Genomic DNA, 19,854 nt, shown 5'->3' on the forward strand with positions numbered 1-19,854 from the left:
TTTCGTTTCCGTCCTCCCACCTGCGACTGGCCCGGATGCTCAAGAAATATCTCCCGATACTGACCTGGCTCCCTCACTATACCCGCCGCCTGTTCGGCGCGGACCTGCTGGCGGGTGTGATCGTCACCATCATGGTGATTCCCCAGTCGCTGGCCTATGCCATCCTTGCCGGTCTCCCGGCGGTCGTCGGCCTCTACGCCAGCATTCTGCCGCTGCTTGCCTATACCCTGCTCGGCACCAGTCGCACCCTGGCCGTCGGGCCGGTGGCAATCATTGCCCTGATGACCGGCGCGGCGCTCTCCGGTGTGGCCCCGCCGGGCTCGCCGGCCTATCTCGAGGCTGCCCTCACGCTGTCACTGCTGTCCGGGGCGATGCTGACGGTGATGGGCATTCTGCGCCTGGGCTTCTTCGCCAACTTTCTCAGCCACCCGGTGATCGGCGGCTTCCTCTCCGCTTCGGGTCTGCTGATCGCCATCAGTCAGCTCAGCCACCTGCTGGGCATCGATGTCACCGGCTACACGGCTCTCTCGCTGCTGACCGGGCTGGCCACACACCTCGATGCCCTGCATTGGCCGACGCTCGCTCTTGGCACCGGTTGCCTGGCGTTTCTCATCGTCATGCGGCGTTACGGCAGGAACGCCCTGACGGCGATCGGCATGCCCAAGGGGCTGGCCGCGCTCTGTGCGAGGGCCGGCCCGGTGTTCGCCGTCATCATCACCACCCTGCTCAGTTGGTGGCTGGAGCTGGGGACCCGCGGTGTGGATGTGGTCGGTGACGTACCGGGAGGCCTGCCTCCCCTGACCTTTCCGGCCATCGACCTGCCGCTCTGGCGAGAGCTGCTGGTACCGGCTCTGCTGATCAGCGTGGTCGGCTTCGTCGAATCGATCTCCATGGCGCAGATGCTGGCCGCCAAACGCCGCGAGCGCATCTCGCCCAACCAGGAACTGCTCGGCCTGGGCGGCGCCAACATCGCCGCCGCCCTCTCGGCCGGCATGCCGGTCACCGGCGGCCTGTCGCGCACCGTGATCAACTTCGAGTCGGGTGCTCGCACCCCCATGGCCGGCGCCTTCGCCGCCCTCGGCATCGGCCTGGTGACCCTGGCCCTGACCCCACTGCTCCATCACCTGCCCGTTGCCACCCTCGCCGCCACCATCATCGTGGCCGTGCTGACCCTGGTCGATGTCCCCTTGATCCGGCAGACCTGGCACTACTCGCGCAGCGATTTCTCGGCCATGGCCCTGACCATGCTGCTGACGCTGACCGAAGGCGTCGAGGCCGGCATCATCAGCGGCGTCGCACTTTCCATCGCGCTCTTCCTGTATCGCACGAGCCGTCCGCACAGTGCCCTGGTGGGCCGCATTCCGGGCACCGAGCACTTCCGCAGCGTCACGCGGCACAGCGCCGAAACCCTGAGCCACCTGGCGCTACTGCGGGTCGACGAAAGCCTCTACTTCGCCAATGCCCGCTACCTGGAGGACACCGTCTATACCCTGGTGGCCAGCCGCCCGGAACTGGAACACGTGGTGCTGATCTGTTCGGCGGTGAACCTGATCGACGCCTCGGCATTGGAAAGCCTCGACGCCATCAACGCGCGCCTCAAGGATTCCCGCGTCACCCTGCACCTGGCCGAGGTCAAGGGGCCGGTGATGGACCGACTCAAGAAGAGCCACTTCCTCGACGACCTGTCCGGTCGTGTCTTCCTGAGTACCTATGCCGCCTGGAGCGAGTTGAAACGGCGCGAAGAGTGACACCGACTCGATGATCATCAAGCACTGGCCTGAAGCAGCGACATAGGGTCGCGCCTTCGGGCGACGCCAAGACAAGGCGTCATCGGTTATCATCTTGAGTTGTCTTGATCGCGGAGCCACCATGCAAGCCCCCCTGCCACTGCCGCTGTCCACTCCGAACCGCAACCTGGTGCGTCTGACCATCGTCCGCGGCATCACCTGGACCGGCTTTCTGATCGGTGTCGTCATCGGCATCGCCGGACTCGGCTTCGCGCTGGACATACCGGCCGTGATCGCCGTGATGGCCTTGATGAGCCTGATCAACATCGGCACCTGGTGGCGTCTCGGCCGTCCCTGGGCGGTGACGCACGGTGAGTACCTCGCCCATCTGCTCGCCGACATGGTCGGCCTGACACTGCTGTTCTATCTGATCGGCGGCTCCACCAACCCCTTCATCGGCTACTACCTGGTGCCAGTGACCATTGCCGCCGCGACCCTGCCCTGGCGCCATGCCTGGGCGGTCGCCGCCGCCGGCATGGCCGGTTACAGCTTTTTGATGTTCTTCTACCATCCGGTGCCGCAGCTCGGCATGCCCCACGCCGAAAGCTGGATCAACCTGCACACTCTGGGCATGTGGCTCAATTTCGCGCTCTCGGCCGGGCTGGTGACCTTCTTCATCTACAAGATGGCGCGCGCACTGCGCAATCGTGAACAGTCGCTGTCACGCACCAGGGAGTCGGCACTGCGCAACGAGCAGGTTCTCGCCGTGGCGACCCAGGCCGCCGGCACTGCCCACGAACTGGGCACACCGTTATCGACCATGGCGGTGCTGCTGAGCGAAATGCGCGAGGATGCCAGCGACAATGCGCAATTGAGAAAGGACATCGACCTGCTCCGCGAACAGGTCGATATCTGCAAGGCGCGCCTCCGCCACCTGGTCGACAATGCCGACCGCCGCCGCATGGCCAACGCCGAGGTGCGCGATGCCAAGGAATGGCTGAACAGCGTGGTACAACGCTGGCTGGTACTGCGTCCCGATGTCGACCATCGCCTCGAGATCTCCGAACGGCGTGGTCAACCCAAGCTCGCGGTGGATGCCACCCTCGACCAGGCGCTGACCAACCTGCTCAACAACGCCGCCGACGCCAATCCCAACGATATCGCCATCCACATGGAATGGAACACCGAGGAAGTGGTCATCGACATCCGCGACCACGGCCCCGGGGTTGCCCTGTCGATCGCCGATCAGCTCGGCGACACCTTCGTCTCCACCAAGAGCAAGGGACTCGGCATCGGCCTGTTTCTGACTCACGCCACCATCAATCGCTTCGGCGGCGGCGTGAGCCTGTACAATCACCCGCAAGGCGGCACCCTGACCGAGGTCAGCCTGCCTCGTAGCGACACCTCGGCCTGACCGACGCCCGAACGAGGATCGACCATGCAAGAGACACCCCAACGCCTGCTGATCGTCGACGACGACGAGATGTTTCGCCATGTGCTGCAACGTGCCATGACGCGTCGCGATTTCGAGGTCCTGGTCGCCCATGACGGCAGCGAGGCCCTGGATCTGGCACGCCGCTACCAGCCCGAGTTCGCGACCCTGGACCTCAAGCTGGAACACGAATCGGGGCTCAAGCTGTTGCCGGAATTGCTGGAACTGGTGCCGGATTGTCGCGTGGTGGTATTGACGGGATACTCGAGCATCGCCACCGCCGTCGAAGCCATCAAGCTCGGCGCCGTCAACTACCTGTGCAAGCCGGTCGACGCCGATGAGGTGCTGACCGCCCTGTCCCGGGAAGATGGCAACCCGGAAGCCGAAGTGGCGGATACGCCGCCCTCGATCAATCGCCTGACCTGGGAGCACATCCAGAAGGTGCTGCAGGAGCACGACGGCAACATCTCCGCCACCGCCCGGGCGCTCGGCATGCACCGTCGAACCCTGCAACGCAAGCTGCAGAAGCGCCCCGTCAGGCGTTAAAGCACAGGACCACGAAGCGGCGCCAGGACGAGCCCCCGGCGCCGCCTCGCCTTACATGCCCTTCGGCGCGAAAATGCCCGGCGCGTTGCGCCAGTATCCCTTGTAGTCCATGCCATAGCCGAACACATAGCGGTCGGCGACCTCGAGGCCGCAATAGTCGGCCTTGAGTCCGGGCACCGCCTTGCGATCGTGACGCTTGTCCACGAGCACCGCCGTGGCGACACTCGCCGCACCGGCCTCGGCGCAATAATCGAGAATGGCGGCCAGGGTCGCGCCTTCATCGAGGATATCGTCGACGATCACCACGTGCCGTCCGGCCATGGGAATCTCCGGCGATACGCGCCAGAACAGTTCGCCGCCGCGAGTACCGCCGCGATAGCGGGTGGCATGCAGATAATCGACCTCGAGGGGGAAGCCCAGGCGGGTCAGCAGGTGTCCGGTGGTGATCAAGCCACCGTTCATCACGCAATAGAAGACCGGCAGGCTGTCACCCAGATCACGGGTCAGTTCTTCGGCCATGCGGTCCAGGGCACGCTCGACCTCCTGCTGGGAAATCAGACAGTCGGCACTGTCCATGACCGCACGCATGTCGGCCAGAGACGGAAGGGCATCGGCATCGAGTTTAGGCATCGAAGGCTCGTTGTTGCAGTATCGAAGGAATGTCAGTCGGCGGCCATGGCTTCAAGGCGCGCATGCACCCGACGCCAGCGGGCCAGCGCGCCCATGGCATCGAGGTCGGGGCGGGAGCGGGCATAACGCAGCCTGGCGGTCCGCTTGGAGACCTGACCATGGCAGGCTTCCAGCACGTCGAGGGCAGCTTGGCGATCATTGCATACCAGCAGGGTGTCGCAGCCCGCCTCCAGGGCCAGCCGAGCCCGCTCGGCCGGTGTGCCAGCAGTGCTGGCCCCGGCCATGCTCAGATCGTCCGAGAAGATGGTGCCCTTGAACCCCAGGCTTTCACGCAGCATGCCCAGCCAGGCCGGGGAAAATCCTGCCGGCCGATGGTCGAAATCGGGATAGACCACATGCGCCGGCATCATGCCATCCAGTTGCGATGCCAGGGCGCTGAACGGCACCAGGTCGCGGGCACGCAGCGATGCCAGGGAGCGCTCGTCCACGGGCAGCTCATGGTGAGAATCGGCAGCGACACCGCCATGGCCGGGGAAATGCTTGCCCACCGCGGCCATTCCGGCTTCGTGAAGCCCGGCGACGAAGGCACCGGCCAGCTCGCTCACCACTTCCGGCGAACCACCGAAGCTACGGTCGCCGATGACCGATGAGACACCACTGTCGACATCGAGCACCGGAGCGAAGCTCAAGTCCAGGCCACAGCCGGCCATTTCCATGCCGAGCAACCAGCCGGCATCCTGGCACAAGCGTCGAGCGACTTCCGGGGCGGCCTCATATTCACGCCCCAGGCGCGCCATCGACGGCAGGCGTGTCACGCCCTGGCGCAGGCGCTGTACCCGGCCACCTTCCTGATCGATGGTCAGCAGCAACTCGGGGCGCACCCGTCGAATCGACTGACACAATTCGCGTACCTGAACGGCATCCTCGACATTGCGGCCGAACAGGATGACGCCTCCCACCGAAGGATGGCGGAGAAGCGCCTGTTCCTCGCGGTTCAGCCGGGGGCCCTCGAGGTCCAGCATCACCGGTCCGAGCGTCTGGGTCATGGTCGCGTTCCTGACGTAAAGAGGGGCAGATTCTAGACCATCCCGCCCCTGCACGACAGCCCGGGCCCGTTCCACTCCAGCGAGGCGGACAACACCTCGACATGCCCCGTACAATAGCGGGCCGGAACCTCACGGAAGGAGATAGCATGCCCGCCACGATTCCCACGCTCCTGCTATGGTTACTCGCCGCTCTGCTGGGCCTGAGCCTGGGCAGCTTTCTGAACGTGGTCATCACCCGCCTGCCGGTGATGTTGATGCGTGGCTGGCGTGCCGAGGCCCGGGCCGCCCTGTCACTCGAACCCGAAGCATCACCACGCTTCGATCTGCTGCGTCCGTCATCGATGTGTCCACGCTGCGAGGCGCCGATTGCCTGGCGACACAACCTGCCCCTGCTCGGCTGGCTCTGGCTGCGTGGCCGCTGTGCCCATTGTCACAAGCCGATCAGCGTCCAGTATCCGTTGGTGGAGCTCGCCGGCGGCCTCTTCACGCTGGCGGTTCTGGCGCTACAAGGGCCGACGCTGGAAGCCGCCTTCATCCTCGGCGCCTGCCTGACCCTGCTCGCGCTGGCGGTGATCGATCTGCGCCTGCAGATCCTCCCGGACATCCTGACCCTGCCGCTGCTCTGGGCCGGCCTGCTCTATCACCTGCTCTTCCAGCCCCTGGGCTTGCCGGATGCCGTGCTCGGCGCCATGCTCGGCTACCTGGCCCTCTGGGGCTTTCACGGACTCTTCCAGCGCTTGACCGGCAAGCGCGGCATGGGCCACGGCGACTTCAAGCTGCTGGCGGCGCTGGGCGCCTGGTTCGGCTGGCCCTACCTGCCCTTGCTGCTGGTGTTGTCCGCCGCGGGCGGCGCCCTGTTCGGCCTGGTGGCCCAGGCTCTCGACCCCAGGCGACGAGGCCAGCCCATGCCGTTCGGCCCCTGGCTCGCGCTGGCCGGCTGGATAATGCTGCTGGCCGGGGAGCCGCTGATGGCCCTGTACCTCCAATGGATCGCATGACATGACCGCAAGACAACCTCTGATCATCGGCGTCACCGGCGGCATCGCCTCGGGCAAGTCTACGGTGGCGCGTGCCTTCGCCCAGCACGGCATTCCCTGGGTGGATGCCGACGACGTCGCCCGGGAAGTGGTCGCGCCGGGCGAGCCGGCGCTGGCCGAGATCCGCCGGCGCTACGGCCCCCGGGTACTGCTCGAGGATGGCCACCTAGATCGCCGCGCCCTGCGCGACATCGTCTTTGCCGACACGGCCGAACGCCGCTGGCTGGAATCCGTCACCCATCCTCGTATCCGACAAAGACTCGGCGAACACCTGGAGGACTTTCGTCGGCGCGACGTGCCCTATGTGCTGCTGGTTTCCCCGCTGCTGTTCGAATCCGGTCAGTACGAGCTGGTCGATCGCGCCCTGGTCATCGATGTCCCCGAATCGCTGCAGATCGAGCGCACCGCACGCCGCGACGGAGTCGACGAAGCCCAGGCACGTGCTATCGTCGCGGCCCAGATGCCCCGCGACGAGCGGCTGTCCCGAGCCGACGACGTCCTGGTCAACGAAGGTGACGAACGACGCCTGGCCGACCAGGTTGCCGAACTCGATCGGCAATATCGCGCCCTTGGTGGATTGCCCCCGGCACGCTGATTCGTCATCCTTGTCATCAAGCCGTCACTGCAACCCGCGACGAGACCCCTTATGTCCGAGCCCCATGCTGATCGACCTCTGGAAGTCGCCTGCCCTCAATGCCGCAAGAAAGTCCTGTGGTCGGAGGACAATCCCTATCGCCCCTTCTGCAGCAAGCGCTGCCGACTGCTGGACCTGGGCGCCTGGGCCGATGAATCCCATCGTATCGCCGGTGAGCCATCCATGGATGAAGCCGATATCGACGCCATGCTGGCCCGCGCCGACCGCGATGACTCGATGACGTGACGCTGATGACGCAAGCTCAGGAGTACCGGCTGCTGGCAAGACTGGAGGCCGCTTTCGACTGCCTGATCGAGCACACCGAAGCGCTGGTCGAGACCTGGCGCCTTTCCAACGCCGAAAGCTGGTCTCTCGATACGCCCCAGGCGGATGCCGCCTGGCTGCACCGTGCACTGCTCGATTTCTGGTATCAGGACGGGCAGGACGGCCGCAGCACGCGCAGCTACATCGGCCTGGTCGCCGCCAACGAGGCGGTCATGGAAAAGCTGGGAAGGGTCAACGCCGCCAAACGGGATTTCGCCGATCTGCTTGCCGAGATACGCCGGGAGGTGCCGAACCTGGTCCCCGAGATCAAGGCGGTGCTGCCCTTCCGCCATCCGGCCCTGCACGATCATCTGCGGGGTGTCGGCCTGGCGCGGCTCCACCTCAAGCAATGCTGGCGGGCCATCCCTGCGGCCCGGGCGGAAGTCGCGCGCATCCGACTGGCCTGGTACACCAGCGGGCGTTCGATCAAGCGGCTGAGTGTTCGGGATGCCGAGCGCATGTTGCTGGCGCTGGATAACGAGGCGGATCATATCCGGATCCAGTTGCGCACCCTTGCCGGACTGCCCGACGGCGAGCCTCTCGCCCAGGTTCAGCCCCAGGCGCCTCTGATGCGCGCCAACCTGTTCTATCGAGAGCCACTCGCTGACGGCCATTCACGGCAGGCGATGAACGTCGCCCTGCCCCTGTTCGTGCCGACGACCAATGGCCGACTCCCGGATATCAATCAGCCACCATCCCATCCTCCCGAGCGCCGCACCAGAGCGAAACGCAGCGACACACGCCTCGAGGAGACCCCGCTACTGCCCAGCCTGCGGGTTTATCGATATCGAGACGAATAGGATCAGGCGATCTTGCCCAGGGACTTCAAGGTCGCCAGAAGGTGGCTGACGCTTTCCGCAGGCTGGGCATAGTCCTGCATCAGCGCCTGGAGCCGCTGCTCGAACAAGGCTTCACGCTCGCGTTGGCGCTCTTCTTCGTCCAACGTCTCTAGGGAACGCACCGGAGGACCGGTGGGGATGTCCAGGGCATTGTCGGGCTGCTCGAGCTCACGCAATGCCTCAGCAAAAGCATCATCAAGTTCACGGAACTTGCGCAACTTCTCGCGCTCATCCATGGGTTTTCGTGAATTCTGGTATTTCATTCGCTACCGGTCGGTTTCTGGTAACACGGCGAAAGGAAGACAGCACGGACCACTGCCCGGCCTGGCAAGGCATGAGGCGCCAGTATACCCACTCGGACAACAACTATCATCTATTGTTGCCTGGCACCGCCATCCGAAAATGCCGAGTCACTATCGGCGAGAAAGGCGACCCGATCCCACCTCCAACGGCAAGGCCAGCTTCGCCCGTCGTATCGTCTCGACGGCTCCACGACGCGCACCGGCCCCTGAAGACTCGGAACGATATCTCGCGGCCGCTCGTTCAGCAGCCTCGGAGCAACTTCCATGGTTTATACTGCAAGTCGCTGCTATCGGGCAATATACCCTGGGTTCGATAACGCCACGGCTCGAAGACGAAAATATACAATCCGGCGTTTCAACCGCCCTTTCGGCACATGCCGCATCATCGAGAAGCTTTAAACTTATAACGAAAACAGCACTGTCACACATTGGCGACAGTGCTGCCAAAAGATCAATCTGCGCGACTCGCCCGATACCCAAAGGCAACACAGGCAAGCCGAGCACGATCACTCTTCTACGCGAACCAGCCAGGACTCGACGGTGTCGGCACCAAACTCATCCTTCCAGCTCTTGAGCGTCTTCTGGTTGCCGCCGCGAGTCTCGACGACTTCACCGGTATTGGGGTTCTTGTAGATCTTCAGCTTGCGCTTGCGCCGTCCGCCGCTGGCCGCGCTGCTCTTGGAAGCAGTACCGGCGCTACTTGTCTTGGGGCTGAGCAGATCGATCACGTCTGCGGCACTCTTGCCGAATTCATCCATGAGTTCCTGCAGCTTGTTCTTGAACTCGAGCTCCGCCTTGAGGCGTTCGTCGTTCTCGAGTTTTTCCAGCTCGGCCTGGAGCTGCTTGAGCTGTTCTTCCTTCTGCATGTAATTGCTGAGCAGTGAGGACATCTAGATATTCCTTGATTTTACGGGATGGGACACTTTGGAACGGTTGTTATTATCGCGTTTAACAACTCGACAAGCAACGCCTGTCATCGAGTTGTCATTCAACACTATATAGGCTTTTGGCCAATTTATCAGTTCCCGATCGTCAACATAAGTAAAGCTTGAGATATAGAAGCCTTTTGAACCACGGAAAATCACCAGTCTTCATTGGAGATAACTATCGACCTTATCATTCCTGCCCTTTCGTGAAACACAAAAAAACACCGCCCTTTCGGGCGGTGTTTTCGAGATGGGACTCGTCGACGCTAGCGTCGAAGGATCAGTCCTGACCCATCTGCTGCTTGATCAGATCACCGATGGTGGTCGGACCATCACCAGTTTCGGCATCCTGGTCGCGCAGCTTGCTCATGTTGCGACGCGTATCTTCCTGATCCTTGGCCTTGACGGACAGGTTGATCTGACGGTTCTTGCGATCGACACCGACGATGCGGGCCTCGACGCTGTCACCCTCGTTGAGCACGTTGCGAGCATCCTCGACGCGATCGGCGCTGATCTCGGAAGCCTTCAGCACGGCGACGACATCGGTAGCGAGCTCGACATGAGCTTCCTTGGCGTCCACCTCGACCACACGGCCGGTAACGATGGAACCCTTGTCATTGACGGCCAGGAACTCGGCAACCGGATCGGTATCGAGCTGCTTGATGCCCAGCGAGATGCGCTCACGCTCGGGATCGATGGACAGAATGACGGCTTCGGCCTCGTCGCCCTTCTTGAACTGGCGAACGGCTTCCTCGCCACCTTCGGTCCAGGAGATGTCGGACAGGTGCACCAGACCGTCGATACCGCCTTCCAGGCCGATGAAGATACCGAAATCGGTGATCGACTTGATGGTGCCGGAGACACGGTCGCCCTTGTTGTACTGGGCGTTGAAGGTCTCCCAGGGATTCGCGGTGCACTGCTTGATGCCCAGCGAGATACGACGACGCTCTTCGTCGATGTCCAGCACCATGACGTCCACATCGTCGCCGACCTGAACGACCTTGGACGGATGGATGTTCTTGTTGGTCCAGTCCATTTCGGAGACGTGGACCAGACCCTCGACACCCTCTTCCAGCTCGGCGAAGCAGCCGTAGTCGGTGAGGTTGGTGACGGTGGCATGCACCTTGGTGCCTTCCGGGTAACGATCCTTGATGTTGACCCACGGATCTTCGCCCAGCTGCTTCAGGCCCAGAGACACGCGGTTACGCTCGCGGTCGAATTTGAGGACCTTGACGTTGACTTCGTCGCCGACGGCCACGATCTCGCTGGGATGCTTGATGCGCTTCCAGGCCATGTCGGTGATGTGCAGCAGGCCATCGACCCCGCCCAGATCAACGAAGGCACCGTAGTCGGTGAGGTTCTTGACGATACCGATGATCTGCTGGCCTTCCTGCAGCGTGGCGAGCAGAGCTTCGCGCTCGGCGCTGTTCTCGGCCTCGAGCACGGCGCGGCGGGAAACCACCACGTTGTTGCGCTTCGGATCGAGCTTGATGACCTTGAAGTCGAGTTCCTTGTTCTCGAGATGCGTGGTGTCACGCACCGGACGCACATCGACCAGAGAACCCGGCAGGAAGGCGCGGATGGAATCCACGTCGACGGTGAAGCCACCTTTGACCTTGCCGTTGATCACGCCCTTGACGATCTCTTCCTTCTCGAAGGCAGCTTCCAGAACCTTCCATGCCTCGGCGCGCTTGGCTTTTTCGCGAGACAGACGGGTCTCGCCGAAACCGTCTTCAACGGCTTCCAGAGCGACGTGCACTTCGTCGCCGACGGCGATGGTCAGCTCGCCGTTGTCGTCGCGGAACTGGGCCGCGGGAATCTGACCTTCGGACTTCAGGCCGGCATTGACGGTGACCCAGTCACCTTCGATGTCGACGACGGTAGCCGCGACGATGGCGCCCGGCTCCATGTTGATGTCTTGGAGAGACTGTTCAAACAGTTCAGCAAAGCTTTCGCTCATGATGTTCCTACGTGATCAACGTGAGTGCGACCGAAGTCGCTTTCCTCCGCACCACCAGCAAGTGCGGGCCATTTCAGACTACCCTCGGGGATGTTGGCGCTGGTTCGACCTGGACAGGCTCACGGAAATCAAATGCCCATCCACGTCATCACATCTTGCCGAAGGCGCCGCAAGGGAGCTCAGGCATCCGGTATCAGGCCCTCCCGGGCCAGCAATGCCGTCAGCCGATCCACCACTTCCGGTATCGTCAGGCTCGTGGTATCCAGTGTGACGGCATCATCGGCCGGCACGAGTGGTGCCACGCTGCGCTGCATATCCCGTGCATCGCGTGCCTGAATCTCCTTTAGAAGACTCGATAGACTAGCATCCACCCCCGCCTCTCGCAACTGCAAGTGGCGTCGTCTGGCGCGCTCCTCCGCCGAAGCGGTGAGAAATATCTTGAGCGGGGCATCCCGGAAGACCACCGTTCCCATGTCACGCCCATCGGCCACCAGGCCGGGGGCCTGGCGAAAATCCCGCTGGCGCTGCAGCAAGGCGGCACGCACCTCGGGCAACGAGGCCACCCGTGACGCGGCATCACCGACGTGCTCGGTGCGGATCTCCCCGGTCGCCTCCTGCCCTTCGAGCAACACCCGGCCTTCCCCGCCCTCGGCGAGGAAGACCACGTCGAGCTCGCCGGCAAGCCGCGCCAGGGCCGACTCGTCATCCAGGGCGACGCCATGGCGGATGGCAGCCAGGGCAGTGAGCCGATAGAGCGCACCGCTATCCAGCAAATGCCAGCCCAGGCGCTCGGCGACGAGCCGGCTGATCGTGCCCTTGCCGGCACCGCCCGGCCCGTCGATGGTCAGCACCGCTGCCTGTTCTGTCATGCGTCCTCCTGTTGCGCCTCGATGCTCAGCCCGACACGGCGCGCCAGCTCGATGAACCCCGGGAAGGACGTCGCCACATTGGCACAGTCATCGACGACGACCGCCTCGCTGGCCCGCAATGCCGCCACGGCGAAGGCCATGGCGATACGGTGATCGCCCAGGCTGTCGACCCGACCGCCCCCGTAACTCGGCCCTTCGTCGCTCTGCCCTTCGTGACGGCCGACGATATCGATGCCGTCTTCATAAAGCCGGTGCTCGATGCCCAGTACCGCGAAACCGTCGGCCATCGCCTGGAGCCGATCGGACTCCTTGACCCGCAGCTCGGCGGCATCACGCAAGCGGGTCACGCCTTCGGCGTTGGCCGCGGCGACGAACAGTGCCGGGAATTCGTCGATGGCCAACGGCACCTGATCGACCGGGATGTCGATGCCCTTGAGCGGCGCATGACGGATGTGCAGATCGGCCACCGGCTCGCCGCCCACTTCGCGTTCGTTCTCCAGGCGCAGATCGGCGCCCATCAGCTTCAGGATATTGATCACTCCGATGCGCGTCGGATTGACGCCGACATGCTCGAGCACCAGATCGGCGCCCGGCGTGATCGCTGCCGCCACCAGAAAGAAGGTCGCCGAGGAAATATCGGACGGCACATCGATGGGCGCCGCGGTGAGCTTGCCGCCGCCTTCGAGCCAGCAGGTATCGCCCTCGCGCTCCACCCGGTAACCGAAGCCACCGAGCATGCGCTCGGTATGATCGCGCGTCGGCGCCGGCTCACGCACCCGCGTCTCGCCCTCGGCATAAAGGCCGGCCAGCAACAGGCAGGACTTGACCTGGGCACTGGCCATCGGCATGTCGTAGGTGATGCCCTTGAGCGCCTGTCCGCCCCGCAGCTTGAGTGGCGGACGCCCGCCCTCGGCAGTCTCGATCACCGCTCCCATCTCGCGCAGCGGATCGGCGACCCGCCCCATGGGCCGCTTGGTCAGGGACACATCGCCGGTCAGTTCGGTATCGAATGCCTGGCCGGCCAGCAGACCGGCGAAGAGCCGCATGGCGGTCCCCGCATTGCCGACATACAGCGGCCCGGCTGGCGCCTTCAGGCCATGCAGGCCGACCCCGTGGATCGTCACCCGCCCCTGATGCGGCCCCTCGATGGCGACCCCCATCTCGCGAAACGCCTGCAGGGTAGCCAGACTGTCCTCGCCCTCGAGAAAGCCCGACACCTCGGTGATGCCTTCCGCCAGGGCACCGAGCATGATGGCACGGTGGGAGACCGACTTGTCGCCGGGCACGCGGATACGCCCCCGCACCTCGCCGCCGGGACCGGCCCGGTAGCGCAATGTCGCTTGTTCTTGCATCTGGTACTCCGCCTGATAACTGCTCTGGTTCAGTAGAGAATCGAAGTAGCGCCGGGCATGGCTGGCGCGATCGAAGGTCGACAGCATGGCGTCGGCATCGCCGTCGGCGACGGCTTTCCGCAAGCGGGCGAGCCCCGCCTCGAAATCGTCGAGGGCGGCCAATACCGCTTGCTGATTGGCAGCAAAGATATCGCGCCACATCACGGGATCGCTGCCGGCGATACGGGTGAAGTCGCGAAAGCCGCCGGCGGCGTAACGGAATATCTCGAGCCGATCGTCCTGGCGCGCCAGGGTATCCACCAGCGAGAAGGCCAGCAGGTGCGGCAGATGACTGGTACGGGCCAGTACCTGGTCGTGGCGCTCCACCTCCATCTCCAGTACCTCGGCGCCGGTCGCCTGCCACAGGGCCCTTACCCGGTCCACGGCACTCTGGGCGGTGGTTGCCGCCGGCGTCAGGATCACCTTGTGCTGCGCATAGAGGTGCGGGTCGGACGACGCCACTCCGCTCTTCTCGGAGCCCGCAATGGGATGCCCCAGCACCAGGTTGGACGGCAGGCGACCGAAGGCAGCCTCGGCCGCCTCGCGGATAGCCCCCTTGGTACTGCCGACATCGGTGATCACCAGCGACGGATCCTCGGCCACGCCCTGCTCCGCCAGCGTCTCGAGCACCTCGCGCATGGCCAGGACCGGCACCGCCAGCACGATCATGCTGACCCCATCGAGCAGCCTTTCCAGGTGCGTATCGCCCCGCTCGATCAATCCCATCTCGACGCCCCGGGCGATCTCGTCGGCATCCGGATCGCAGGCCAGGATTTCCCCTTCGAAGCCAGCGTTACGCAAGGCGGCCGCCAGGGAGCCGCCGATCAAGCCAAGACCGACAATCAGCAGTCGGGACTCGTGAACCTCGTGCGCCATGTCTAGAGCACGCCCATCGGGAAGGAACCGAGCACCTTGAGCTCGGCGGCCCGTACCTGGACTTCCTCGAGCACCGCGGCGACACGCGGCTCATCGCGATGCCCCCTGAAGTCGATGAAGAAGACATAATTCCAGACACCGCTGCGCGACGGCCGGGTTTCCAGGCGCGTCAGATCGATCTGGTGGCGATGGAAGGGCTCCAGCAGATCATGCAGCGCCCCCGGCTGGTTGCGCATGGCCACCACGATCGAGGTCTTGTCGTCGCCGGACATCGGCACGTCCTGATTGCCGATGATCAGGAAGCGCGTGGAGTTGTCGGGGCGATCCTCGATCTTCTCGGCGACACGCGTCAGGCCGTAAAGCTTGGCGGCCATATCGCCGGCGATGGCGGCACTGTGCCACTCGGTCTTGACCAGCCTGGCTGCTTCGGCGTTGGACGACACCGGCACGCGCTCGGCCTGCGGATAGTGGGCATCCAGCCACTTGCGGCACTGCGCGAAGGACTGGGGATGCGAATAGATCCGCGAGACCTTGTCGCGCCGCGTATTGTCGGACACCAGCAGGTGATGATGGATGCGCAGCACGACTTCGCCGCAGATGCGCATGCTCGAGTCCATGAAGGAATCCAGGGTGTGGTTGATCACCCCTTCGGTGGAATTCTCCACCGGCACCACGCCGTAATTGACGGCACCGGCCTCCACCTCGCGGAAGACCTCGTCGATGGCCGCCATCGGCAGGCTGATTGCGCTTTCGCCGAAGTGCTTGAGTGCTGCCTGCTGGGTGAAGGTGCCCTCCGGGCCCAGATAGGCCACCTTGACCGGCTGCTCCAGCGCCAGGCAGGCCGACATGATCTCACGGAACAGCCGTGCCATTTCCTCGCTGTCCAGCGGACCGTCGTTGAGCTCCATGATGCGACGCAGCACCTGAGCCTCTCGCTCGGGACGATAGAACACCGCCTGGGGATCGTCCTTCGTCTTGGTCTCGGCCACGCTACGGGCACATTCGGCACGCTCGCTGATCAAGCGCATGATGTCGGAGTCGAGCTGGTCGATGCGCTGACGCAGCCCCTCAAGGTCCTTGGGGGTATCGCTCATCGGTTTCCCCTGATTATCGAATTCTTGCCTATACCGGCCTTATAGCCGTAAGCCGTAAGCCGTAAGCCGTAAGCCGACCAGAAAATACTCCCGAAACTCCCGGGAACAAGACTTTTTGTTTTTTCTTACAGCTTATAGCTTACAGCTCCCGAACGAAGTTCGGACACTTACAGCTCCGGGCGGAGCCCGGTTATGGCTCCCGGTGCGGCCGGCTCGGGTTTCAGCCCCGACGTTTCTCGAAGTCGGCCATGAAGTCCACCAGGGCGTCCACGGCCGCTTCCGGCACTGCATTGTAGAGACTCGCGCGCATGCCACCGACGCTGCGATGCCCCTTGAGATTGAGCAGCCCCGCTTCCTCGCTCTCGGCCAGGAAGGCCTCGTCCAGGCGCGAGTCGGCCAGCACGAAGGGCACGTTCATGCGCGAACGATTGCCAGGCGCGATCGGATTGGAATAGAACCCGCTGGCGTCGATAGCCGCATAGAGCTTGGCCGCCTTGCGATCGTTGATCGCGCCCATGGCGTCCAGACCGCCGATGTCATTCTTCAGCCACTCAAACACCAGCCCCGCCAGGTACCAGCTGTAGGTGGCCGGCGTATTGATCATCGAGCCCGCCTCGGCCAGGGCCCGGTAACTGAACAGGCTGGGCATGTCGGCGCGCGCCCGGTCGAGCAGGTCATCGCGCACGATGGCCACCACCAGACCGGCCGGCCCGATGTTCTTCTGGGCGCCGGCATAGATGACTCCGAAGCGGGACACATCCAGCGGCCCGGAAAGGATGCTGGACGACATGTCACAGGCCAGCGGCACCTCGGCGCCATCGCGGCGGCGCAACCCTTCCGCAGCCCCGGGAATGTAATCGAACTCGAGGCCCCCGATAGTCTCGTTGGCGGTGTAATGGAGGTAGGCAGCATCCTCGGACAGCTCGATGTCCGACTGCCGGGGCACGGCCGTATGACCATTGGCTTCGCTGGAAGCGGCCACCACCGCATGGCCGAACAGGTGGCGCGCCTCCTTGATGGCCTTGGCACCCCAGATGCCCGTCTGCACGAAGTTGGCGGTACCGCCGGCGCCCAGCAGGTTATAGGGCAAGGCGGCGAACTGCTGGGTCGCCCCGCCCTGGGTGAACAGCACCCGATAGTTGTCGGGGATGGCCAGCAGCTCTCGCAGGTCGCGCTCGGCCCGCTCGGCGATGGCCTCATAGTCGCTGGAGCGATGGCTCATCTCCATGACCGAGAGACCGAGCCCCCGGTAGTCCAGCAGTTCGTCGCGGGCTCGTGCCAGCACCGCTTCGGGCAGCGCCGCCGGTCCGGCGCAGAAATTGAAATGGCGTGTCATCAGCGTCGTGTGTCCTCTCACTCATCCGAGGGCTGGGTCGTATCGCCCTCGCCTTCCTCGCTCTGGCCTGACTCGACCGCTGCGTCTTCCGGGTCGACCTCCGCGGCGTCCACTTCCTCCGGCTCGTCGATGCGCACCGTCTTGACCAGCGACTCGCTCTCGCCCAGGCGAATCAGCATCACGCCCTGGGTGTTGCGCGAGGAGATGGAAACTTCATCGACCCGGGTACGCACCAGGGTGCCCTTGTCGGTGATCAGCATCATCTCGTCGGAGGCGTAGACCTGCATGGCAGCCACCAGGGAGCCGTTACGCTCGCTGGTCTGCATGGCGATCACGCCCTGGCCGCCACGACCGCGCAGCGGGAATTCCTCGAGTCGGGTCCGCTTGCCATAGCCATTCTCCGAGGCCGTGAGGATATAGATCTGACCGGCATCGAGCGGCTCGGCGCTGTCCGCCGCCGCATCGTCCTGATCCTCGGCGTCGATGAGCTGACTGCGCGGGATGATCAGGCTGATCACCTCGGCACCATCGAGCAGGCGCATGCCACGCACGCCGCGCGCCGTACGGCCCATGGCGCGAACGTTGGATTCATCGAAGCGGATGGCCTTGCCATTGGAAGAGAGCAGCATGGCGTGATCCGAGCCACTGGTGATGGCCGCCCCTACCAGGCGGTCGCCCTCTTCCAGGTCGATGGCGATCAGGCCCACGCTGCGCGGACGCGAGAACTGCGCCAGGCTGGTGCGCTTGACCGTGCCCTTGGCGGTGGCGAAGAAGATGTAGCTGTCCGGATCGTAATCGTGCACCGGCAGGATGGCGTTGATCGCCTCGTCCTCTTCCAGCGGCAGCAGGTTGACCAGCGGCTTGCCACGCGAGCCGCGGCTCGCCGCCGGCATCTCGTAGACCTTCAGCCAGTAGACCTTGCCGCGATTGGAGAACAACAGCACGGTATCGTGGGTCGAGGCCACCAGCAGGTGCTCGATGACGTCTTCGTCCTTCATGGACGTGGCCGACTTGCCCCGACCGCCGCGCCGCTGGGCCTGGTAATCGGAAAGCGGCTGGGTCTTGGCATAGCCCGAGCGCGACACCGTGACCACCATGTCCTCCTCGGCGATCAGGTCCTCGATGGACAGATCGAGATGACTGGCCTGGATCTCGGTACGGCGCGTCTCGCCGAACTGGTCGCGCACGGCCGTCAATTCCTCGCGGATCACTTCCAGCAGGCGGTCGGCGGAGGCCAGGATCGCGGTGAGCTCGGCGATCTTCTCCAGGATGCCGAGGTACTCGTCGAGCAGCTTCTCGGTTTCCAGGCCGGTCAGGCGATGCAGGCGCAACTCGAGGATCGCCTGGGCCTGGGCCGGCGAAAGCCGGTACTCCTTGCCCGCCGTGTCCAGGCCGAAACCTTCCTCCAGGTCCTCGGGCTTGCAGGAGGTGGCACCGGCGCGCTCCAGCATGCCGGTCACCTGACCGGGCGCCCAGTTCCTCTCGAGCAGCTTCTCCTTGGCCTCGTTGGCCGAGGGTGAAGCCTTGATCAGCTCGATCACCTCGTCGATGTTGGAGATCGCGACCGTCAGGCCCTCGAGGATATGGCCACGCTCGCGGGCCTTCTTGAGCTCGAACAGGGTCCGGCGGGTCACCACCTCGCGACGGTGGCGAATGAAGGCCTCTAGCACCTCCTTGATGTTGAGCGTGCGCGGCTCACCGCCGTCCAGGGCCACCATGTTGATGCCGAAGACGTTCTGCAGTTGCGTCTGGGCGAACAGGTTGTTGACCACGACTTCGCCGGACTCGCCTCGCTTGACCTCGATGACGACCCGCAGCCCTTCCTTGTCGGACTCGTCACGCAGCTCGGCGATGCCCTCGATGCGCTTATCCTTGACCAGCTCGGCGATCTTCTCGATCAGGCGAGCCTTGTTCACCTGATAAGGCAGCTCGGTGACGATGATGTGGTCGCGGCCGGTCTTCTCGTCATGCTCGATGGTGTGGCGGGCACGTACATAGATGCGGCCACGCCCGGTACGGTAGGCCTCGAGAATCCCGGCCCGACCGTTGATGATGCCTCCGGTGGGGAAATCCGGCCCGGGGATGTATTCCATGAGGTCATCGACGGAGAGCGTGTAGTCGTCGATCAGGGCCAGGCAACCGTCGATCACCTCCACCATGTTGTGGGGCGGAATGTTGGTCGCCATGCCCACGGCGATGCCCGAGGAGCCATTGACCAGCAGGTTGGGCAGCTTGGTCGGCAGCACATCCGGGATGCGCTCGGTGCCATCGTAGTTGTCGACCCAGTCGACGGTATCCTTTTCCAGATCCGCCAGCAGCTCGTGGGCCAGGCGCGCCATGCGCACCTCGGTATAACGCATGGCGGCCGCATTGTCGCCGTCGATGGAGCCGAAGTTGCCCTGGCCGTCGACCAGCACGTGGCGCATCGAGAAGTCCTGGGCCATGCGTACGATGGTGTCGTAGACGGCGCTGTCACCGTGGGGGTGATACTTACCGATCACATCGCCGACGACACGCGCCGACTTCTTGTAGGCCTTGTTCCAGTCATTGCCGAGCTCGTGCATGGCGTAAAGCACGCGCCGGTGCACGGGCTTCAGGCCATCGCGCACGTCGGGCAGCGCACGGCCGATGATCACACTCATCGCGTAATCGAGGTACGACTGTTTGAGCTCGTCCTCGATGTTGACTGGCAGAATCTCTCTGGCGATGTCACCCATGGGTCGTCGAATCCTTTGCACTGCGACAGGTAAACGCGTCACGAGGCCGTGACACAGGGAGCGCTACCGTCGAACGACGACATGGAACAAGACAAGGCGACCGCGGGCTAACCCATCGACGTCCTCTGCCTCACCCTTCCGTCAGGTCTTCGGCGACTCCCTGGCGCG

General features: G+C 64.0%; 17 protein-coding genes. 7 read left to right on the plus strand and 10 right to left on the minus strand.

Going from position 1 to position 19,854, the window contains the following annotated elements; translation table 11 throughout:
* Nucleotides 1-35: 35 nt before the first annotated feature.
* The 3 genes from HELO_RS09410 to HELO_RS09420 all read left to right on the plus strand — a co-directional run bounded on the left by HELO_RS09410 (nucleotide 36) and on the right by HELO_RS09420 (nucleotide 3,705).
* Nucleotides 36-1,748 (plus strand): SulP family inorganic anion transporter, encoded by a 1,713-nt coding sequence (locus HELO_RS09410; protein ID WP_013332461.1) that lies wholly within the window; start codon nucleotides 36-38, stop codon nucleotides 1,746-1,748.
* 121 nt (nucleotides 1,749-1,869) lie between these two features.
* Nucleotides 1,870-3,141, plus strand: coding sequence for an ATP-binding protein (locus tag HELO_RS09415; protein WP_013332462.1), 1,272 nt, complete (start codon nucleotides 1,870-1,872; stop codon nucleotides 3,139-3,141).
* 24 nt (nucleotides 3,142-3,165) lie between these two features.
* Nucleotides 3,166-3,705 (plus strand): response regulator transcription factor, encoded by a 540-nt coding sequence (locus HELO_RS09420; RefSeq protein WP_013332463.1) that lies wholly within the window; start codon nucleotides 3,166-3,168, stop codon nucleotides 3,703-3,705.
* 51 nt (nucleotides 3,706-3,756) lie between these two features.
* Here HELO_RS09420 and HELO_RS09425 read toward each other — a convergent pair whose 3' ends face one another.
* Complete coding sequence (locus HELO_RS09425; RefSeq protein ID WP_013332464.1) at nucleotides 3,757-4,335, minus strand: hypoxanthine-guanine phosphoribosyltransferase; 579 nt, start codon at nucleotides 4,333-4,335, stop codon at nucleotides 3,757-3,759.
* 32 nt (nucleotides 4,336-4,367) lie between these two features.
* Nucleotides 4,368-5,381, minus strand: a complete 1,014-nt coding sequence (nagZ, locus tag HELO_RS09430) for a beta-N-acetylhexosaminidase (RefSeq protein WP_013332465.1) — start codon at nucleotides 5,379-5,381, stop codon at nucleotides 4,368-4,370.
* Nucleotides 5,382-5,527: 146 nt separating this feature from the next.
* Between nagZ and HELO_RS09435 the strand changes: the two genes are divergently transcribed.
* The 4 genes from HELO_RS09435 to HELO_RS09450 are packed head-to-tail and all read left to right on the plus strand — an operon-like array spanning nucleotide 5,528 to nucleotide 8,176.
* On the plus strand, nucleotides 5,528-6,379 hold the full coding sequence (locus tag HELO_RS09435; RefSeq protein ID WP_013332466.1) for a prepilin peptidase: 852 nt from the start codon (nucleotides 5,528-5,530) through the stop codon (nucleotides 6,377-6,379).
* Nucleotide 6,380: 1 nt separating this feature from the next.
* Nucleotides 6,381-7,013 carry a dephospho-CoA kinase gene (gene coaE / locus HELO_RS09440; RefSeq protein WP_013332467.1) on the plus strand — a complete coding sequence of 211 codons (633 nt, stop codon included), beginning with the start codon at nucleotides 6,381-6,383 and terminating at the stop codon, nucleotides 7,011-7,013.
* 51 nt (nucleotides 7,014-7,064) lie between these two features.
* Nucleotides 7,065-7,298 carry a DNA gyrase inhibitor YacG gene (yacG, locus tag HELO_RS09445; protein WP_013332468.1) on the plus strand — a complete coding sequence of 78 codons (234 nt, stop codon included), beginning with the start codon at nucleotides 7,065-7,067 and terminating at the stop codon, nucleotides 7,296-7,298.
* A 5-nt stretch (nucleotides 7,299-7,303) separates the two neighbouring features.
* Nucleotides 7,304-8,176, plus strand: a complete 873-nt coding sequence (locus HELO_RS09450; protein ID WP_013332469.1) for a hypothetical protein — start codon at nucleotides 7,304-7,306, stop codon at nucleotides 8,174-8,176.
* Between the two features lie 2 nt (nucleotides 8,177-8,178).
* On the opposite strand, the gene HELO_RS09455 is transcribed toward HELO_RS09450, so the two are convergent.
* The 8 genes from HELO_RS09455 to gyrA all read right to left on the minus strand — a co-directional run bounded on the left by HELO_RS09455 (nucleotide 8,179) and on the right by gyrA (nucleotide 19,686).
* Nucleotides 8,179-8,451, minus strand: a complete 273-nt coding sequence (locus HELO_RS09455) for a hypothetical protein (protein ID WP_109637429.1) — start codon at nucleotides 8,449-8,451, stop codon at nucleotides 8,179-8,181.
* A 572-nt stretch (nucleotides 8,452-9,023) separates the two neighbouring features.
* A complete protein-coding gene (locus HELO_RS09460; RefSeq protein ID WP_013332471.1) occupies nucleotides 9,024-9,407 on the minus strand; it encodes a histone-like nucleoid-structuring protein, MvaT/MvaU family in 384 nt (127 codons plus the stop codon).
* A 316-nt stretch (nucleotides 9,408-9,723) separates the two neighbouring features.
* On the minus strand, nucleotides 9,724-11,403 hold the full coding sequence (gene rpsA, locus HELO_RS09465) for a 30S ribosomal protein S1 (protein WP_013332472.1): 1,680 nt from the start codon (nucleotides 11,401-11,403) through the stop codon (nucleotides 9,724-9,726).
* Between the two features lie 179 nt (nucleotides 11,404-11,582).
* Nucleotides 11,583-12,272, minus strand: coding sequence for a (d)CMP kinase (cmk, locus tag HELO_RS09470; RefSeq protein ID WP_013332473.1), 690 nt, complete (start codon nucleotides 12,270-12,272; stop codon nucleotides 11,583-11,585).
* Nucleotides 12,269-14,539, minus strand: coding sequence for a bifunctional prephenate dehydrogenase/3-phosphoshikimate 1-carboxyvinyltransferase (locus HELO_RS09475; protein WP_013332474.1), 2,271 nt, complete (start codon nucleotides 14,537-14,539; stop codon nucleotides 12,269-12,271). The genes cmk and HELO_RS09475 overlap by 4 nt, the downstream gene beginning before the upstream one ends.
* 2 nt (nucleotides 14,540-14,541) lie before the next feature.
* Entirely contained in the window at nucleotides 14,542-15,633 is a 1,092-nt protein-coding gene (gene pheA, locus HELO_RS09480; protein ID WP_013332475.1) for a prephenate dehydratase, read from the minus strand.
* Between the two features lie 220 nt (nucleotides 15,634-15,853).
* Nucleotides 15,854-16,969: a 3-phosphoserine/phosphohydroxythreonine transaminase gene (gene serC / locus HELO_RS09485; RefSeq protein ID WP_013332476.1), complete on the minus strand. Its 1,116-nt coding sequence runs from the start codon at nucleotides 16,967-16,969 to the stop codon at nucleotides 15,854-15,856.
* A gap of 17 nt (nucleotides 16,970-16,986) precedes the next feature.
* Entirely contained in the window at nucleotides 16,987-19,686 is a 2,700-nt protein-coding gene (gene gyrA / locus HELO_RS09490; protein WP_013332477.1) for a DNA gyrase subunit A, read from the minus strand.
* Between the last annotated feature and the right edge of the window lie 168 nt (nucleotides 19,687-19,854).

The sequence above is a fragment of the Halomonas elongata DSM 2581 genome, from assembly GCF_000196875.2.
In the GTDB taxonomy this organism is placed as follows: Bacteria; Pseudomonadota; Gammaproteobacteria; order Pseudomonadales; family Halomonadaceae; genus Halomonas; species Halomonas elongata.

Excerpts from the sequence above, each read along its gene's own strand:
- HELO_RS09450 (WP_013332469.1), top strand. The coding sequence starts at position 7,304 with ATGACGCAAGCTCAGGAGTACCGGCTGCTGGCAAGACTGGAGGCCGCT.
- HELO_RS09475 (WP_013332474.1), bottom strand. The coding sequence starts at position 14,539 with ATGGCGCACGAGGTTCACGAGTCCCGACTGCTGATTGTCGGTCTTGGC.
- nagZ (WP_013332465.1), bottom strand. The coding sequence starts at position 5,381 with ATGACCCAGACGCTCGGACCGGTGATGCTGGACCTCGAGGGCCCCCGG.
- HELO_RS09420 (WP_013332463.1), top strand. The coding sequence starts at position 3,166 with ATGCAAGAGACACCCCAACGCCTGCTGATCGTCGACGACGACGAGATG.
- HELO_RS09460 (WP_013332471.1), bottom strand. The coding sequence starts at position 9,407 with ATGTCCTCACTGCTCAGCAATTACATGCAGAAGGAAGAACAGCTCAAG.
- HELO_RS09425 (WP_013332464.1), bottom strand. The coding sequence starts at position 4,335 with ATGCCTAAACTCGATGCCGATGCCCTTCCGTCTCTGGCCGACATGCGT.
- yacG (WP_013332468.1), top strand. The coding sequence starts at position 7,065 with ATGTCCGAGCCCCATGCTGATCGACCTCTGGAAGTCGCCTGCCCTCAA.
- gyrA (WP_013332477.1), bottom strand. The coding sequence starts at position 19,686 with ATGGGTGACATCGCCAGAGAGATTCTGCCAGTCAACATCGAGGACGAG.
- HELO_RS09410 (WP_013332461.1), top strand. The coding sequence starts at position 36 with ATGCTCAAGAAATATCTCCCGATACTGACCTGGCTCCCTCACTATACC.
- HELO_RS09455 (WP_109637429.1), bottom strand. The coding sequence starts at position 8,451 with ATGGATGAGCGCGAGAAGTTGCGCAAGTTCCGTGAACTTGATGATGCT.
- pheA (WP_013332475.1), bottom strand. The coding sequence starts at position 15,633 with ATGAGCGATACCCCCAAGGACCTTGAGGGGCTGCGTCAGCGCATCGAC.
- cmk (WP_013332473.1), bottom strand. The coding sequence starts at position 12,272 with ATGACAGAACAGGCAGCGGTGCTGACCATCGACGGGCCGGGCGGTGCC.
- serC (WP_013332476.1), bottom strand. The coding sequence starts at position 16,969 with ATGACACGCCATTTCAATTTCTGCGCCGGACCGGCGGCGCTGCCCGAA.
- rpsA (WP_013332472.1), bottom strand. The coding sequence starts at position 11,403 with ATGAGCGAAAGCTTTGCTGAACTGTTTGAACAGTCTCTCCAAGACATC.
- HELO_RS09435 (WP_013332466.1), top strand. The coding sequence starts at position 5,528 with ATGCCCGCCACGATTCCCACGCTCCTGCTATGGTTACTCGCCGCTCTG.
- coaE (WP_013332467.1), top strand. The coding sequence starts at position 6,381 with ATGACCGCAAGACAACCTCTGATCATCGGCGTCACCGGCGGCATCGCC.
- HELO_RS09415 (WP_013332462.1), top strand. The coding sequence starts at position 1,870 with ATGCAAGCCCCCCTGCCACTGCCGCTGTCCACTCCGAACCGCAACCTG.